Source organism: Pusillimonas sp. DMV24BSW_D (assembly GCF_011388195.1).
Taxonomy (GTDB): Bacteria; Pseudomonadota; Gammaproteobacteria; order Burkholderiales; family Burkholderiaceae_B; genus Neopusillimonas; species Neopusillimonas aestuarii.
The window spans coordinates 2,519,258-2,536,903 of record NZ_CP049990.1; the positions used below are offsets into that span (position 1 = coordinate 2,519,258).

At 53.1% G+C, this 17,646-nt stretch carries 17 protein-coding genes; 1 reads left to right on the forward strand and 16 read right to left on the reverse strand.

The features are described 5' to 3' along the window. Positions 1 to 85 precede the first annotated feature (85 nt). The 13 genes from hflC to ndk all read right to left on the reverse strand — a co-directional run bounded on the left by hflC (position 86) and on the right by ndk (position 12,854). On the reverse strand, positions 86 to 985 hold the full coding sequence (gene hflC, locus G9Q38_RS12195) for a protease modulator HflC (protein WP_166131365.1): 900 nt from the start codon (positions 983 to 985) through the stop codon (positions 86 to 88). Positions 986 to 997: 12 nt separating this feature from the next. Further along, on the reverse strand, positions 998 to 2,359 hold the full coding sequence (gene hflK / locus G9Q38_RS12200; RefSeq protein WP_166131368.1) for an FtsH protease activity modulator HflK: 1,362 nt from the start codon (positions 2,357 to 2,359) through the stop codon (positions 998 to 1,000). Then, positions 2,334 to 3,431 carry a GTPase HflX gene (hflX, locus tag G9Q38_RS12205; protein ID WP_166131371.1) on the reverse strand — a complete coding sequence of 366 codons (1,098 nt, stop codon included), beginning with the start codon at positions 3,429 to 3,431 and terminating at the stop codon, positions 2,334 to 2,336. Before hflX ends, hflK begins: the two co-directional genes overlap by 26 nt. 76 nt (positions 3,432 to 3,507) lie before the next feature. Continuing rightward, positions 3,508 to 3,747 (reverse strand): RNA chaperone Hfq, encoded by a 240-nt coding sequence (hfq, locus tag G9Q38_RS12210; RefSeq protein WP_114420882.1) that lies wholly within the window; start codon positions 3,745 to 3,747, stop codon positions 3,508 to 3,510. Positions 3,748 to 3,818: 71 nt separating this feature from the next. Beyond that, positions 3,819 to 4,916 (reverse strand): histidinol-phosphate transaminase, encoded by a 1,098-nt coding sequence (gene hisC, locus G9Q38_RS12215; RefSeq protein WP_166131374.1) that lies wholly within the window; start codon positions 4,914 to 4,916, stop codon positions 3,819 to 3,821. Next, positions 4,913 to 6,364 (reverse strand): ribosome biogenesis GTPase Der, encoded by a 1,452-nt coding sequence (gene der / locus G9Q38_RS12220; protein WP_166131377.1) that lies wholly within the window; start codon positions 6,362 to 6,364, stop codon positions 4,913 to 4,915. The genes hisC and der overlap by 4 nt, the downstream gene beginning before the upstream one ends. Beyond that, entirely contained in the window at positions 6,361 to 7,521 is a 1,161-nt protein-coding gene (gene bamB / locus G9Q38_RS12225) for an outer membrane protein assembly factor BamB (protein ID WP_370523892.1), read from the reverse strand. The genes der and bamB overlap by 4 nt, the downstream gene beginning before the upstream one ends. 1 nt (position 7,522) lies before the next feature. Next, positions 7,523 to 8,158: a YfgM family protein gene (locus G9Q38_RS12230; protein WP_166131383.1), complete on the reverse strand. Its 636-nt coding sequence runs from the start codon at positions 8,156 to 8,158 to the stop codon at positions 7,523 to 7,525. Between the two features lie 7 nt (positions 8,159 to 8,165). Then, a complete protein-coding gene (hisS, locus tag G9Q38_RS12235; protein WP_166131386.1) occupies positions 8,166 to 9,455 on the reverse strand; it encodes a histidine--tRNA ligase in 1,290 nt (429 codons plus the stop codon). Positions 9,456 to 9,489: 34 nt separating this feature from the next. Next, positions 9,490 to 10,773 carry a flavodoxin-dependent (E)-4-hydroxy-3-methylbut-2-enyl-diphosphate synthase gene (gene ispG, locus G9Q38_RS12240; protein ID WP_166131390.1) on the reverse strand — a complete coding sequence of 428 codons (1,284 nt, stop codon included), beginning with the start codon at positions 10,771 to 10,773 and terminating at the stop codon, positions 9,490 to 9,492. A 3-nt stretch (positions 10,774 to 10,776) separates the two neighbouring features. Beyond that, on the reverse strand, positions 10,777 to 11,274 hold the full coding sequence (locus tag G9Q38_RS12245; RefSeq protein ID WP_119516366.1) for a helix-turn-helix domain-containing protein: 498 nt from the start codon (positions 11,272 to 11,274) through the stop codon (positions 10,777 to 10,779). Further along, on the reverse strand, positions 11,271 to 12,425 hold the full coding sequence (gene rlmN / locus G9Q38_RS12250; protein WP_166131393.1) for a dual-specificity RNA methyltransferase RlmN: 1,155 nt from the start codon (positions 12,423 to 12,425) through the stop codon (positions 11,271 to 11,273). Before rlmN ends, G9Q38_RS12245 begins: the two co-directional genes overlap by 4 nt. Before the next feature lie 3 nt (positions 12,426 to 12,428). After that, positions 12,429 to 12,854, reverse strand: coding sequence for a nucleoside-diphosphate kinase (gene ndk / locus G9Q38_RS12255; protein WP_166131396.1), 426 nt, complete (start codon positions 12,852 to 12,854; stop codon positions 12,429 to 12,431). Positions 12,855 to 13,044: 190 nt separating this feature from the next. On the opposite strand from ndk, the gene G9Q38_RS12260 reads away from it, so the two are divergent. Further along, positions 13,045 to 15,894, forward strand: a complete 2,850-nt coding sequence (locus G9Q38_RS12260; protein ID WP_166131399.1) for a valine--tRNA ligase — start codon at positions 13,045 to 13,047, stop codon at positions 15,892 to 15,894. Positions 15,895 to 15,915: 21 nt separating this feature from the next. On the opposite strand, the gene trmD is transcribed toward G9Q38_RS12260, so the two are convergent. The 3 genes from trmD to rpsP are packed head-to-tail and all read right to left on the reverse strand — an operon-like array spanning position 15,916 to position 17,550. Continuing rightward, positions 15,916 to 16,665 carry a tRNA (guanosine(37)-N1)-methyltransferase TrmD gene (gene trmD, locus G9Q38_RS12265; RefSeq protein WP_166131402.1) on the reverse strand — a complete coding sequence of 250 codons (750 nt, stop codon included), beginning with the start codon at positions 16,663 to 16,665 and terminating at the stop codon, positions 15,916 to 15,918. A gap of 8 nt (positions 16,666 to 16,673) precedes the next feature. Further along, on the reverse strand, positions 16,674 to 17,288 hold the full coding sequence (gene rimM, locus G9Q38_RS12270) for a ribosome maturation factor RimM (RefSeq protein ID WP_166131405.1): 615 nt from the start codon (positions 17,286 to 17,288) through the stop codon (positions 16,674 to 16,676). Positions 17,289 to 17,295: 7 nt separating this feature from the next. After that, the gene (gene rpsP / locus G9Q38_RS12275; RefSeq protein WP_114420965.1) at positions 17,296 to 17,550 is read right to left on the reverse strand and encodes a 30S ribosomal protein S16; all 255 of its coding nucleotides are present in this window, start codon (positions 17,548 to 17,550) and stop codon (positions 17,296 to 17,298) included. Positions 17,551 to 17,646 lie beyond the last annotated feature (96 nt).

Genomic DNA, 17,646 nt, shown 5'->3' on the forward strand with positions numbered 1-17,646 from the left:
TGGTAATTCAACTTACGGCGTATTGTAGCGTGTTGAGACCATTTTTCAAAGTGAAGGTGACACTTGGGAAGTAAAGGCAACCGCCCTAACGGCTGCCCGCTCCTTCTTGGGCTTGTCCACCTTGCGGATTACCCCAGAACCGGAAGAAATCGGTATCCGGGCTAATCACCAGCGTGTCGTTTTTGTTGGAAAACGCGGACCGATAACTTTCCAAACTACGGTAGAAACTATAGAAGTCAGGATTCTTGCCGTAGGATTCCGAATAAATTGCAGCGGCATCGGCATCACCTTCACCACGAATATTCTGGGCGTCAGCATAAGCCTTGGCTAAAATTTCTTCGCGCTCACGATCGGCCTGGGCACGAATTCGTTCACTTTCCGCTGAACCAGTGGCACGCAAACGATTGGCCTCTTCTTTACGCTCGGCTTCCATCCGACGATAAACCGATTCCGAAATTTCGGGCGAAAAATCGATGCGGATAAGACGAACATCAACCACATCAACACCCAACGGTGCCGCGCGACGCGCCACATTAGCCAAAATCTCATCCATGATGTCACCGCGTTCGCTGGACACCACCTGCTTCACCGTGCGCACGTTCACGGCTGCGTTCAAAGCATCGCGAATTTGCGCGCTAAGGCGCTCTTCGGCGGCTGTTTTATTCAAACCGAAAGTGACATAGTACTGTCGTGGATCGCTGATACGCCATTTGGCATAAGAATCAATAAGCAAATTCTTCTTTTCAGCCGTTTGAATACGCTCAGGGTCTTGCGATTCGATGGTTTGAAGTCGTTTGTCGAGCCGGACGACGTTTTCAAACGGAGGGGGCAGCTTGAAATACAAACCGGGTTCAGTGATGGTGTCGCGCACTTCACCCAAGGCAAAAACCAGCGCGGCATCGCGTTCACGCACTATGAAAACACAAGAGGAGGCAACGGCCAATAAAATGACCAGACCAACCAGATACGGGAAAAAACGTGGCATGGGGTGGCCTCCTTAGCGTGACGAATACGGACTTGTCAGCAAATTCGACGAATTGCTGTAGGGGCTACCCCCACCAGAGGCGTTACGCCCCCCACTACCGGAAGTACTACCGGACGAACTGCCACTCCCCTCGGACGACTGGCCGGCAGAGCCTGCCGCCATACCAGCTGCAGGATCGGGCGAAGCCGTGCTTGAGTTGGAGCGAGAGGCTTGCTGCATAATTTTATCAAGTGGCAAATACAACATATTGCTGGCCGACTGATTGTCGATAAGTATCTTTGATGTGTTTTCAAGTATCGTTTGCATGGTGGCTAAATACATACGATCGCGGGTGACTTCCGGCGCCTTGGCAAACTCAGTTTCAATTGCAGCGAAACGTGCGGTATCACCCTGCGCCGTACCGATCACTTGCGCGGTATAGCCTTGTGCATCGAAAACCATACGATCAGCACGACCTCGTGCCTCGGGAATAATGCGACTGGCGTAGGCGTTTCCTTCGTTAATTAAACGTTCGCGGTCCTGACCTGCTTTAACGGCATCATCGAACGCCGCTTGCACTTGTTCCGGCGGCTGGACGTTCTGTATGGCAACAGTACTAACTTGCACACCGGTTTTATAGCGGTCGAGAATGTCCTGAGTAAGCTGCTGAACACTATTGGCAATTTCGGTACGACCGGAATACAAAACGACATCCATAGGCCGCTGGCCGACCACTTCGCGCATGGCGGTTTCGGCAGCCTGACGAACAGAGTCGTCGGGGTCGACTGTTTCAAACAGGTAGTTGGGCGCACCTTCCGGCATGAGGCGATATTGCACTACGTATTGCACATCGACGATATTTTCGTCGGTCGTAAGCATAAGAGATTCGTTCAGCACCTTGTTGCCAACGCTTCCGCGATAACCCACTTCAAAGGTACGCAACTGCGCAATATTTACAGGCTGTGCTTCTTCAATGGGATATGGCATATGCCATTGCAAACCGGGATTCAGTGTTTTCGTGTATTTACCAAATTTGGTCACCACGGCAACCTGCCCTTCCTGCACAATAATAAAGCCGCTGGAAAGCCATAAACCAACCAATACAATGGCGATAAAGACAAACAGTTTTGGAGAACCTTTAGGCAGTTGAACCGGCCCACCACCGTTGCCGCCACCGCCCATGTTGCCCCCCCCTCGACGCTTACGGCCAAACAGTGAACCTATTTTGCCGTTGAAATCACGCCAGACCTCGTCGAGGTCGGGAGGGCCACCATTATTGCCCTGGTTATTACCGGGGCGATTCTGATTATTGGGCTGCGACGAGTCATTGCCATCGCCTTTTCCGCGACCCCAGCCCGGGTCGTTCAAATTAAATATTTTCGACATTAAACGCATTGTTTCCTGCGACTTGACCTGATTCAACGATAGCCTGACGCAGACCATCAAGGCCTGCACGCGTCAGCGCACTAACGAACACTCGCACAATGGTACCATGTTCATCACGCCCCACCCGCGGTTCATAACCGGCTGCATCGATTTTATTGTAGACAAGAATCCGGGGAATTTCGCCTGCCCCAATATCTCCCAGCACTTTATTTACTTCGGCAATTTGCTCATCACGCTGCGGGCTTGCTGCATCGACCACATGCAATAGCAAATCGGCCTGGACAGTCTCCTCCAATGTAGCGCGAAAAGCCGCGATCAGCGTTGGAGGCAAATCGCGAATAAACCCAACCGTATCAGACACCACCACCTGCCCAAACCCGTCGATCCAGAGCTTGCGGGTGGTGGTATCGAGCGTGGCAAACAATTGATCGGCTTCGTATGCGCCGGCACGTGTTAAAGCATTGAATAAGGTGGATTTTCCTGCGTTGGTGTAACCCACCAACGAGACCGACATGGTGCCGCGCCGGGTACGTGCGCGCCTTTGCGTGTTTCGCTGCTTTTGCGCTTTGGCCAAACGCTCTTTCAACAACTTAACCTTGGCGCCGATCATGCGCTTGTCCATTTCCAGTTGAGACTCACCGGGACCACGCATGCCTATACCCCCGCGCTGACGCTCAAGGTGGGTCCACATGCGTGTTAGGCGTGTCACCAAATGCTGAAGCTGGGCCAACTCAACCTGCAACTTACCTTCATGGCTTTGCGCACGCAACGCGAAAATATCCAGGATAAGTGCAACACGATCAATGACCCTGCGCTTGAGGGCCCGCTCAATATTGCGCTGTTGTGCCGGCGACAAAGGTTGATCGAACAGTATAATTTCGGCCTCACTTGAATCGGCCAATAATGCGGCCTCATCAAGTTTGCCTTTGCCAATGAAGTACGCGGCATCAGGCCGTTGACGGCGAGCAACCAAATGACCCACAATCTCGGCGCCGGCACCTTCGGCAAGCATCACGAACTCATCGGAATGAGCCTGGAAATCCGGGTTGCCCAGATCAACACTGATAATTAAAGATTTCATTCAAACATAAAGAAACGAAAACCCGCCTGCACAGTGTGCATGGCGGGTTTTACTGAGACCAACAGAAACGGCTGACTTATTCGGCAGCAGCGTCATCAACCTGCAAATTAACCGGACGTGCCGGCACAACGGTGGAAATGGCATGCTTATATACCATTTGCGTGACGGTATTGCGCAGCAGCACCACGTATTGATCGAAAGACTCAACCTGACCTTGCAGTTTGATACCGTTCACCAGATAAATGGAAACGGGAACATGTTCCTTACGAAGTGCGTTCAAAAACGGGTCTTGTAATGTTTGCCCTTTGTTGCTCATTGGCTTTACTCCAATTGTGTTGTTATAGAAATACCGCAAGCTGTAACTGTACAGGGTTTTCCCGTAAATCGCTATGCTGACGATGGGTGGGAGGTTGTAATAATTGTTTTCAACACCTTGCACAGGCGCGCGTTATCTTCAGGGGTTCCCACTGATATACGCAAATACTGCTGTATTCGTTCAAGCGGGAAGTGCCGCACTAAAATATGCTGTTTGCGTAACGCCGCAAACAAAGACGCAGCGTCATGCTGGGGGTGGGTTGCAAAAACGAAATTGGCCGAGCTGGGCAACACCTGAAAGCCCAGTTCAGTTAAACTCCGGGTCAAGGTGTCGCGCGCGTTGATCACCGCATTGCAGGCTTCACGAAAATAATCATCGTCTTGCACCGATGCAATTGCACCAGCCAGCGCCAAAGAATCAAGTGGATAAGAGTTAAAACTGTCTTTGACACGCTCCAGCCCTTCCACAATAGGCGGATTCGCAACCACATAACCTACTCTTAATCCAGCCAACGCACGCGACTTTGAAAAAGTATGTACGGCCACAACATTGTCGTACTGTTCCAGTAAGGCCACCGACGATTCGGCCCCAAAATCCACATAGGCCTCATCGACCACCACCGGAATATCCGGATTCGCCTTGGCGATAAAGGCGATGTCCTGCAATGGTAATGCCCGTCCGGTGGGTGCGTTCGGATTGGCAAAAATAATCCCTGCGGCTAAATCTCCATCTGCCCGCGGCAAATAGTCATTTGGCCGTATAGACAGATCTTTCGAAAGAAGGATCAACTCGGGGGTGATACCAAACAACTTGCAATAGCTGCGGTAAAAGCTATAGGTAATATCCGGCATACGCAGCGCCCGACCCTGGCGTCGAAACAAAGCATTGAACAAATGGGCCAATACTTCATCCGATCCGTTCCCGACAAAAATACAATCAGGTGTTACGCCATGATGTTCCGCCAACACCTCACGCAAAGCCGTGGCTTTGGGGTCTGGATATAAACGCAAGCGATTATCGGCGGCCTCTTTGATGGCCGCCAGCGCTTTGGGCGACGGGCCCCACGGATGCTCGTTGGTATTCAGTTTCAGCAGGTCGACAACCCGCGGCTGCTCTCCCGGCACATAAGGCGACAAACCGGAAACATGATCACTCCAGAACCGACTCACTTGGCCCCCTGTTGAATATACGGGTTTTGAGACGATTTGAACTCAATGCGTAAAGGCGTGCCTTCCAGCTTGAACTCCGTGCGGAAACGCGTTTCCAGATAGCGCCGATAAGAATCGGGAATGGCATCCAGCGCGTTACCATGAATAATAATAAGCGGTGGATTCTGCCCGCCTTGGTGCGCATACCGCATTTTAGGCCGGAAAATACCTTTGCGCGGGGGGGGCTGTTGCTCGACTGCAGCATGCAGAACACGCGTAAGGCGCGGCGTAGGCAGCTTGGCAAATGCCGCTGCATGGGCTTGCTTTACCGATTTAATGAGCGGTTGAATGCCCCGCCCTTTTAATGCGGAGATGGTATGGACCTTGGCAAACGACAGGAACCGCAATTTACGCTCAAAGTCGCGCTTGATACGATCGCGGGCGTGATCGTCAAGCCCATCCCACTTGTTAATGGCAATCACCAGCGCCCGACCGGTTTCCAAAATAAAGCCGGCGATATGCGCGTCCTGATCGGAAATTTCCGTATGGGCATCCAGCATGAGAACCACCACATTGCATGCCTCAATAGCCTGCAAGGTTTTAATGACGGAAAACTTTTCCACTGCCTGGAACACTTTTCCGCGACGCCTCAATCCGGCTGTATCGATTAAGGTATAAGCCGTGCCGTCTTTCTCGAATTCAATTTCTATCGCGTCGCGCGTAGTACCCGGCAAATCGAAGGCGATGACACGCTCTTCGCCGATTAAAGTATTGATGAGCGTCGATTTACCCACATTCGGCCGACCGACAATGGCCAGCTTGATGCGATGATGTTTATCTTTTTCAGTACCGGCTTCAGCAACATCGTCAACGACAACATCGACGTCGTTGATTTCTTTTTCGTCGGCCTCAGACGTCCAATCGGACGCTTCCTGGACGCTTTCCTGGTCAGCAACACCGTCATCAAGGAATGAAAGCGCGTTGTCGATCAAGTCGACCACGCCATCGCCATGCGAAGCAGAAATAGGGTACGGTTCACCCAAGCCCAATTCATAGAATTCCGCAGCGGCGGACCCATGTTTCATGCCTTCGGCTTTATTTACCGCCAACAAAACACGTTGACCCGCACGGCGCAACAAACGGGCAATTTCGTGATCGTGTGCGTTAATACCCGCCCGAGCATCTACAAGAAAAATAACCACATCGGCCTCGGCAATGGCTTGCTCTGTCTGGCGCGCCATTTCCACCATAATGCCTTCTTTCGCGATTGGCTCAAAGCCACCGGTGTCTACTACCAGATAAGCATGATTGCCCAGGCGGCCTTCACCGTAATGACGATCACGTGTTAAGCCGGCGAAGTCGGCTACGAGCGCAGCACGCGACCGTGTAAGACGGTTGAATAGTGTGGATTTGCCCACATTGGCGCGCCCAACCAGCGCGACAACGGGTTTGAACAACGTGTTTTTCAATTGACACCAACAAGTACGAGATTACCGCCGTCGGTTTGCACCAGCACCCCTCGCGGCGTGCTTACCAACGGCGACACAATAGGTCCACTGCCAACCTGCACACGGCCCAATAAATCGCCATTCACTCGCGATAGGAAATGGACATATCCATCGAGGTCGCCATAGGCAACAGCTTGGGGCACCACTGCCGGACCGGACAGACGCCGATTGCGCAATTGTTCCTGCTTCCAGCGCTCGGTGCCATCGTTCAGACTAAAGGCGTACGCCACATCGCGCTGGTTAGCCGCATACACTTGCTGGCTGTCTGCCACAATACCCTGGGAAGTCGAGAAACGCTGCTCCCAGATAGGCACACCACCCTGAGAAACGTCGAAACATACAATACGCCCCTGATACGATGCAGCGCAAAGCAAAGGCCCAAGCGCCTGCGGTTTACCCACCACATCGTTGATACGCTCAAGGTCGGTTGCACCGCGCGCCGAAGAGACATTACCTTCCCACTGCACAGCCCCATTACGGGCATCAATCACAATCACGCGACCATTGGGCAGACCGGAGATCACCACGCCCTCGATAATCAGCATTTGCATGCTGGTTTTTAAGGCCAGTGCCGGGCCGGGGCGCTGCAAACTCCAAAGCAAATCACCTGTATTAGCATCAAAAGCCTGAATACGGTAGTCGCTACTGCGCACTGCCACAATACCCTCACCTACTGCCGGTGGAATAAACACCTCGCTACTTGCCTTGGCACGCCATTTTTCCTGGCCTTGATCGTTAAAAGCCACGACCGTGCCGTCGGGGCCCGCTACCGCCGTGGTCACGCCGTCGGAACCCGCACCAGCCGACAAGGGAATATCTGCATCGGCACGCCATTGAACGGCACCACTGCCCAGTGCAACTTTAACCACCGACCCATTGGGCGCTGCCGCGTACACCGACTCGCCCACCAACTGGGGAACAAAACCAGGGCCGGAACCACTACCAATCGATACATTCCAACCGGCCGCTGCTGAAATTTGGGCAGGATACTCAGTAAGAGGAGTAGGTTCGTAACGTGGGTCACTGGGAGAAAACCAGGAGCAACCCGCCAAGACGAACGACGTCATCACGACGCCCGCACCCTTTTGCCAACGGCGAAAACCTGCTTTGCGCATTATCTTAGTCTCCCAGGGCGTCTATTTTGAGTTCAATAATTTGTATCATGGGATCATCGCCCAAGATTTCCACCGCACTTTGCCATGCTTGTCTGGCCTCATCCGGCTTACCTTGCGCCGCAAGAATATCGCCACGACGATCGGCATAAAGCGCTGCGAACGCCTCCGACGGGTTCTCCAATGCTTTCAACGCGGCGTCATATTCTTTTTGCTGCAACAAAACACCAGCCAGACGCAAACGTGCCAACGGCACCAACGCGGCATCGCCACTTTGTTCGATGACCCAATTCAATTGTTCCTTGGCCCCAGCGTAATCATCACGCTCCTGCAATACGCGTGCCGCCACTAATGCGCCTCGCGAGGCATAACCCGATTTGGGAAAATCTTCGCGCAATGTTTCGCTGGCCGCCCGCACACGGGCCAACGACTCTTCGTTTTGTTCGTTCGTGGCTGCCGTTTCAAGGGCCTCGAAATAACCCATGGCCTGCTTGGCCTGATTAGTTTCATACCACTGCCAGCCGCGCCACCCCGCGAACGATGCCGCAATAACAACCAAAACAGTTACTATAAGCGTGCCATAGCGCTCCCACCACTGCCGGATTGCGTCTAGTTTCTCCTGTTCTTCCAGATCGTATGCCATTCTTTCTTTAAACCTTTTGTTTTATTGCGTCTACCAGGCGATTTGCGGGAATCGTTTCCTGTTGAATATCGTTTTCAATTAAATCAGCGCGCAGCCATTTTATGCTGACCTCATTATTCTGATGCTCTTGCTCACCAATAATGACGGCCACAACCGCTCCACTGGCGTCAGCGCGCTTGAATTGCGACTTAAAACCACTGGAGCCGGCATGGACAATAACGCGCAAGCCGGCATCGCGCAACTGCTCAGCCAACGTTGCCGACATGCGCTGAGCCGGTTCCGATTGATAAATCATATAAACCTGACACTCCGGCGTATCAATAACCGGGCGGTTTTGCGACCACAAGTCAAGCAAGCGCTCCATCCCAATAGCGAAACCCACCGCCGGCGTAGGTTTTCCCCCCAGCAGTTCAACCAAGCCATCGTATCGGCCACCACCGCATACGGTGCCCTGTGCACCGAGTTGATCGGTAACCCACTCAAACACGGTAAGGTTGTAGTAATCAAGACCGCGTACCAACCTTGGGTTAAGAGAATACGCGATACCGGCATCGCTCAAGCGCTCACAAACTCCGTCAAAATGCGCACGAGTCTCTTCACCCAAAAAATCAAATAAACGTGGGGCGCCATTGGCCATCTCCTGCATGGCTGGATTTTTTGTGTCCAGCACACGCAAAGGATTGGTATACATACGACGCCGCCCTTCTTCGTCCAGCACGTCCACGTGTTGTTCAAGATAGGCCACTAAAGCTTCGCGATGCCGCAGGCGTTCATCAGCCTGGCCTAGCGAGTTCAACTCCAGACGCACATCGTTCAGCCCCAACGTTTTCCACAAGCGCCCCAACATGACAATAAGCTCAGCATCAACATCGGGGCCTTTCAAACCCAGCGCTTCAACATCAATTTGATGAAATTGACGATAACGCCCGCGTTGCGGCTTCTCGTGGCGAAAAACCGGCCCCATGGAAAACACGCGTTGCGGTCGGTCGTAGACCAGATTGTGCTCAATCGTGGCACGCACGATACCGGCGGTAAACTCGGGTCGCAGCGTGAGTTTCTCATCGTTGAGCGCATCGGTGAAGGAATACATTTCCTTCTCGACAATATCGGTTACTTCACCGATACCGCGCGCGAACAAACGCGTGTGCTCCAGCACCGGGGTACGAATATTACGATATCCGTATGCCGCCAACCACTCGCGGACGATTTTTTCCAACTGCTCCCACTGCGCACTGCCATCGGGCAATACATCTTTCATGCCCGTAATGGCATGGACCTTCTGAAATGACTGCGACATACCTGCTCTTGTTTTAATTAGACACAAAGCGCGATCACGCGCCGGCGCCGTAACGTTGTTCTACGTAATGCTCGACGATGGCCTGGAATTCCTGCGCAATGTGATCACCTTTCAACGTTACAGTGCGTCGACCATCAACATACACCGGAGCCGAAGGGATTTCACCTGTGCCCGGAAGACTGATGCCGATGTCGGCATGCTGGCTTTCACCCGGCCCGTTTACCACGCAGCCCATGACGGCTACATTCATCCTTTCCACGCCGGGATAACGCGTTCGCCATACCGGCATTTGCTCACGCAAATAAGCCTGAATGCTGTCGGCCAGATGCTGGAATACTGTGCTGCTGGTACGGCCACACCCTGGGCACGCCACCACCATAGGTGTAAACGCGCGCAAACCCATCGTTTGCAAAATTTCCTGAGCCACAACCACTTCCCGGGTACGATCCCCCCCCGGCTCAGGCGTAAGCGAGATGCGAATAGTATCGCCAATACCCTGCTGAAGCAAAACCGCCAGGGCAGCCGTGGAAGCCACGATGCCTTTGCTGCCCATACCCGCCTCGGTTAAACCCAGGTGTAAGGGGTAATCACAACGAGAAGCAAGACTCTGATATACGGCGATGAGATCTTGCACATGGCTGACTTTGCACGACAACACGATAGCGTTGCCGGGCAGGCCCAGCGCTTCAGCCCGCTGCGCATTACTGATAGCTGATACCACCAACGCCTCACGCATCACTGCCTGGGCACTCCAGGGCTCATGACGACGGCTGTTTTCATCCATCATTCTGGCCATAAGTGCGCTGTCGAGGCTACCCCAATTAACACCAATGCGAACAGGTTTGTTGTAGCGGCATGCCACTTCAATCATCTGAGCAAAATTATCTTCACGCCGGTTGCCCGCACCCATATTGCCCGGGTTAATGCGATATTTCGACAAAGCCTGGGCGCATTCGGGAAATTGGGTTAACAATTTATGGCCGTTGTAATGGAAGTCACCCACCAACGGCGTATCAATACCCATGCGATCGAGCTGCTGCCGAATGGCCGGAACCTCGCGAGCGGCGTCGGGTGTATTGACCGTGATACGGACAACCTCGGAACCTGCTTGCGCCAGCTCTTTCACCTGAATGGCGGTCGCAATGGCGTCGGCCGTATCGGTGTTTGTCATTGACTGCACCACGATCGGTGCATTCCCGCCCACACTCACTACGGTATTGCCCCACTGCACGCTGACTTGCCGGGTATTTCGACGCGGTGCCGGCCCAACGGCAAGGGGCGCGTCTGCGCAGGGCGGCAAAGAGGAGGGTTGATTCATGAATTACAGAGACTTAAGCCACTCAAAAGCCAGCCACGATTCGGGAACCCAGCCTTGATCAACGGCATAAAAGCCGGCTACCACAAGCAACGCCACAATAATCAGGAACCACACCCAAGGAAAGCCTCCCCCTTCCGCTTGCGACGGCAGGTCGGTTGGGGTGAAAGCAGCCCCGCCCTTTGCCGGCTCTATTGCAGAACGCGGCGGCGTTGCAGATGCAACCTGGCTTTCCAGCATCACCAGCATGGCATCTACATCGGCCTCAAGAAAACGAGCATAGTTCTTGACCAAGCCACGCAAAGGCACACCTGTAGGCAGAATATCCCACTCTTCGTTCTCAAGCGCCTGAATCTGGCGCGTTGAAAACTTGATTCGGCCGGAAGCTTCGGACAGCGTAATACGTTTGGACTGACGCAGCGTTTTGAATGCCGAACCAATGCCTTCACGCAGCGGTATAACGGACGCGGATTCAGCGTCTTCTTTAAGCAGAGGTTGAGTCATGCATGCTCCTCTTTCATGAGAATGGTTGCACGATGGGGCAGCCTTTCGTTAATACGTGTTCTGTCTTTTACATCGCCGGCCAACTGACCGCAGGCCGCAGCGATATCATCGCCACGGGTTTTACGAACAGTTGTAACCAAACCCGCGTCGATTAAACGCTGGGCAAACAAACGGACCCGGGTGGCCGGCGAGCGCTTCAGGCCCGATTGCGGAAAAGGATTAAACGGAATCAAATTGAACTTGCAACGCACCTGACGCGCAATATCAATAAGCTCCTGGGCGTGCTGGTCGGTATCGTTTACACCGTCGAGCATAATGTATTCAAAGGTGATGAAGTCCCGCGGTGCGTATTCCAGATAACGATTGCAGGCATCCAGGAGTTCCGACAGCGGGTGCTTGCGGTTCAACGGTACAAGTTTATCGCGCAAAGCATCGTTGGGCGCGTGCAATGATACCGCCAATGCAACCGGGCAATCTTTGGCCAGGCGATCCATAAATGGCACCACACCCGAAGTACTAACGGTAACGCGACGACGTGACAGGCCATAGGCGTTGTCGTCTAGCATTAAGTGAAGGGCGCCTACAACCTGGTCGTAATTCAGCAGCGGTTCGCCCATACCCATCATGACCACATTGGTAATGACGCGGTCAGCCGGGTTTTTAGCCTCATCCGAAACACGAGCGGCATCGCGCTCGGTTTCAAGTTCACGTTTGGCATGCCAGAGTTGACCGATAATTTCAGCAGTGCTTAAGTTACGGTTGAACCCTTGATAACCCGTGGAACAAAAGGGGCAACCCACGGTGCAACCCGCCTGGCTTGAAATGCATAAGGTGCCTCGGTCATTTTCCGGAATGAAAACCGTTTCCACGGCATTACCCTGGCCAACGTCGAACAGCCACTTGCGTGTACCGTCGGATGAACACTGGCGGGTTTGCACCAGCGGCGCACCGATACGGCAATGTTGCGATAGCTGTTCACGGAAACTACGGGCCAGGTCAGACATGTTGTCGAACGAGCCGGCCCCGCGCTGGTGCACCCAGCGCATAAGTTGACGGGCACGGAACGGCTTGCCGCCCCACTGCGCGACCAGCGCAGTAAGTTCGGCTGGGCCCATACCCAAAACGTCGATCGGTTCGTTCGGTTCTGTCATAATTTAACGGCTGTGAATGTTGCTTTCGGGAAAGAAGAAAGCAATTTCAACGGCTGCAGTTTCAGGGGCATCGGAACCATGCACGGCATTGGCATCAATGCTTTCAGCGAAATCGGCGCGAATGGTACCGGCGTCCGCTTTCTTGGGATCGGTTGCACCCATCAGGTCGCGATTTTTCTGAATGGCGTTATCACCTTCCAGCACCTGCACGAAAACCGGGCCCGAAATCATGAAATCGACCAGGTCTTTAAAGAACGGGCGTTCGCTGTGAACGGCATAAAAACGCTCTGCTTCCGAGCGGGACAACTGCTTTAACGATGCTGCAATAACTTTCAAACCGGCCTGTTCAAAACGGGCTACGATTTGGCCAATCACGTTTTTCGCGACGGCGTCGGGTTTGATAATGGAAAGGGTGCGTTCGATTGCCATAAAATATCCAAAGATTAAAAACGGTTTTTCCAATAAAAACAAGAACTTTGCTAGAGTTTTTGTTAACCGTTCATTTTAACACGCCCAAAAACCACCACTCCATCATAAAATAGAGGGTTTTAGCCATTTTGTAACAGAAACGGCATTTTGCCTGCCAATTCATCCATTTATTCGTTTTTCACTGTTTTATATGACCTCTTCCTCCACTAAGCAAGACCTCGATCAACTTCCCAAAAGCTTCGAACCGCAAGAAATCGAATCGCGCTGGTACCCGGAATGGGAGCGACGCGGTTACTTTAAAGGGGGTCAACATGTGGAACCCGTTGCCTCTCGGGCAAGTGAACCCTATGCCATTCAGTTCCCACCGCCAAACGTAACCGGCACGCTGCACATGGGGCATGCGTTTAACCAAACAGTCATGGACGGTCTCGTGCGTTACCGCCGTATGCGCGGTGACGACACGGTGTTTATTCCGGGCACCGACCACGCCGGCATCGCCACCCAAATTGTGGTTGAGCGCCAGCTCGATGCCCAGAACGTGAGCCGCCACGACCTTGGGCGCGAAAAATTCCTGGAGAAAGTCTGGGAATGGAAGGAACAATCAGGCAATACCATCACCAGTCAATTCCGCCGGCTCGGTTCATCGGCTGATTGGGATCGCGAATATTTCACCATGGATGACAATTTGTCACGCGGGGTGGTAGAGACATTTGTGCGGTTGTACGAACAAGGTCTTATATACCGCGGCAAGCGTCTGGTGAACTGGGATCCGGTTTTGGGCACTGCAGTTTCCGACCTGGAGGTCGTCAGTGAAGAGGAAGACGGATTTCTATGGGAAATTGCATATCCACTGACGCAGCCGCACGGGGATCAAACTCATGTCGTTGTCGCGACAACCCGACCCGAAACCATGCTGGGCGATGCCGCTGTCATGGTGCACCCCGAAGACGAACGCTACGCGCATTTAATTGGCAAAACCGTTTCACTGCCATTATGCAACCGCGAAATTCCTATTATTGCCGATGAATACGTCGACAAAGAGTTTGGTACCGGCGCGGTTAAAGTTACGCCGGCGCACGACTTCAACGACTACGCCGTTGGACAACGCCATGCTTTGCCACAGATCAGCATCCTGACGTTAGATGCCAAAATCAATGACAACGCGCCCGAGGCCTATCGTGGCAAAGACCGTTTTGACGCACGTGAACAGGTCGTCGCCGACCTGGACGCCCTGGGTCTGTTGAAAAACGTTAAAAAACACAAGCTTATGGTGCCACGCGGCGACCGCACGCAGACCGTTATTGAACCCATGCTAACCGACCAATGGTTCGTGGCCATGAGCAAACCCGCTCCGGAAAATGCCCTGCACCCCGGCAAAAGCATTACCGATGTCGCCCTGGAGGTTGTCGCCGACGGTCGTGTGCAGTTCTTCCCGGAAAACTGGAGCACCACCTACAACCAATGGCTCGAAAAAATACAAGACTGGTGTATTTCGCGTCAATTGTGGTGGGGTCATCAAATTCCCGCCTGGTATGCCGAAGACGGCCGGATTGTCGTGGCACGCAATGAGCAGGAGGCGAACAATAAAGCGGCGGCGGCCGGTATTACCGGCCCCCTAACCCGAGACCCGGACGTACTAGACACCTGGTTTTCGTCGGCCTTGGTACCCTTTACCGACTTGGGCTGGCCCGAACAAACACCCGATTTGGCACGCTACCTGCCTTCCAGCGTATTGGTTACCGGTTTCGACATTATTTTCTTCTGGGTGGCCCGCATGGTCATGATGAGCATGCACCTCACCGGGCAAGTTCCCTTCCGACATGTTTATGTGCACGGTCTGGTGTGCGACATGGAAGGCAAGAAGATGAGTAAGTCAAAAGGCAATACCATCGACCCCGTTGACCTTATCGACGGAATCGATCTGGAGTCGCTGGTGGCCAAACGTACAGTCGGCCTGATGAACCCACGCCAGGCTGCCGGCATTGAAAAACGCACGCGCAAAGACTACCCCGAAGGCTTCCCTGCCTACGGCACCGATGCACTGCGCTTCACCATGGCCGCTTATGCAACACTAGGTCGCAATATCAACTTCGACCTTAAGCGCTGCGAAGGCTACCGCAATTTTTGCAACAAACTCTGGAATGCCTCGCGTTTTGTCTTGATGAATACGGAAGGACATAACCTGGCGGGAGACAGCGGCGACGAATTGCAATTTACCGATCAATGGATTGTCAGCCAATTACAACGCCTGGAGGCCGATATCGAAAAAGGCTTCACCGATTACCGTTTCGACTTCGTGGCCAACAAGTTGTATCACTTTGTTTGGGACGAATATTGCGACTGGTACCTGGAGCTGGCCAAAGTTCAATTACAAACCGGCACGCCCGCCCAGCAACTGGGTACGCGTCGCACACTTATTCGTGTACTGGAAACCGTGTTGCGTTTGGCTCATCCCATTATTCCATTCATTACTGAAGAACTTTGGCAGAAAGTATCGGTGGTTGCAGATAAACGTAGCGTCGAACAGGAAACCAGTGTAAGCGTACAACCCTATCCCGTCTCGGAGCCTGGCAAAATCAACAAGGTTGCTGAAGAACAGGTGGCCGAGCTGAAGGCTCAAGTGGAGGCGGTACGTGCGCTTCGCGGTGAAATGAATATTTCCCCGGCCCAACGTGTCCCGTTGGTAGCACGCGGAGAGCCGGCTGCTCTGGCGCGTAACCATGCTTATTTATCGGCCTTGGCCAAGTTAAGCGAAGTGGATATTGTGGATGCCCTGCCTGAGTTGGGTGCGCCTGTTCAAGTGGTCGGAACCACCGAACTAATGCTAAGGGTGGAAATTGATGTGGTGGCCGAGCGCGCCAGACTGGGCAAAGAAATTGAACGCTTAACCAATGAAATCAGCAAAGCCAACACAAAACTTTCAAACGACAATTTTGTTCAGCGCGCACCCGAAGCGGTGGTCCAGCAAGAAAAGGACCGCATGGCGCAATTTACGGAAACACTTGAGAAGGTAAAAGAACAGTTCAACAAGCTGAAGTAAGCGTGTTGGAAGCAGGCACGCTTAAAATAATAACGATTTTAGAAACGCTTCATCGGCCTTGGAAAGCAGGCCGTTACGGCGCGCCGCCTCGATAAGATCGGGGCGGCGCTGTGCGGTTATCTTCAGTGATTGCCGTCTGCGCCATTGCGCAATATTAGCGTGGTGTCCCGACAATAACTCAGCCGGAACCGACTCACTTTCGTACACTTCCGGCCGGGTGTAATGAGGGCTGTCGAGCAACCCGGTCAGATCCTCGTGAAACGAATCCTGGCGCGCCGAATCAGCATCATTCAATACGCCCGGCAACAGGCGTATAACGGAATCTATAACAGCCAATGCCGGGATCTCGCCGCCCGACAATACAAAATCGCCAAGTGAAATTTCTTCCGTTACGCAGCGATTGATGAAACGCTGATCAAGCCCTTCATAGCGCCCACAGATGAGAATAGCGCCCTGGCTATGTGCCAATGCTTGAGCACGACTCTGCGTAAATGGCTTGCCGGCAGGCGATAACAGAATGACTGCGGGGGTATCTTTACGGGCGCTTCGCGCCGCCGTCACGGCTTTTTCCAGTGGCTCTGCCATCATGACCATACCCGGCCCACCACCATAGGGGCGGTCATCAACTGTGCGATGGATGTCTTGGGTAAAGTCGCGTGGATTCCATAATTGCAACGCCCACTGTTCACGTCGATGCGCGCGTCCGGTTACGCCCAAATCGCGCACAACCGAGAACATATCGGGGAAAAGTGTAATAACGTCGAAACGCATCGCTGTCCCTACCAGTCGGCAGGCCAGTTACTGTACAGACTTTTGTTTTGAAGGTCGACCGTATGCACATGGGCCTGCACAAATGGCACTAACACCTCCTGAACACGACCTTTTTCATTCAGAAGGCGCTCCAGCACGCCGCTTTCCGTTTCGCAAGCCCGAGCTACGCGCAAGACACCATGGGCTCCGTTATCGATGACTTCGATAATTTCGCCGAGCAATACCGTTTCAGAACCGTGTTCACCATATAAGCGACAACCGATAAGATCTATCCAATAATACTCATCGTCCTCGGCTTCAGGAAACGCACTGCGCGGCGCCCATACGGTATAACCCTTCAACGCCTCTGCTTGATTGCGATCGCTAACAGAACCAAGCTGCGCAACGACGCTATCTGTGTGAAAGCGCGAGGTTTGCACACGGTAGCTTGTACCCGGGTGCGAAAAAGCGCCCTGCTTCCCAGGCGGGACGGGCGCTTTTAACCACCAAACGGAGGTACCCAGCAATACGTCTGCTTGAGCCGAATGGGGCTGGATCTTCACCCAGCCTTTTACACCATAGGCTGAAACGATACGGCCAAGCTCGACCAAGTCGCGCGGCGCCGCTTCGGCAGACTGTGCCACTGCAGTATTAGGCTGCAGCCTGTTCGGAGTAGGTTTTCACCAAACGCTGAACGGCAGGCGACAACTTGGCACCATTGGATGTCCAGTATTCAACACGGTCTAGGGCAATGCGCAGGTTTTCCTGGCCTTCACCGCCTACCGGGTTGTAAAAACCAATACGTTCAATAAAACGACCATCACGACGATTACGTGAGTCGGCTGCTACTAAACTGTAAAACGGACGCTTCTTCGAGCCACCACGGGCTAGACGAATCACCACCATAGGTAATCCTTTGAAAATGTTGTGGAAAACAAAAGATTCTAGCATTTTTTCTTTGCTTATAGCAAACAGAAAAAGCCAAAACCACCAAAAATAGTT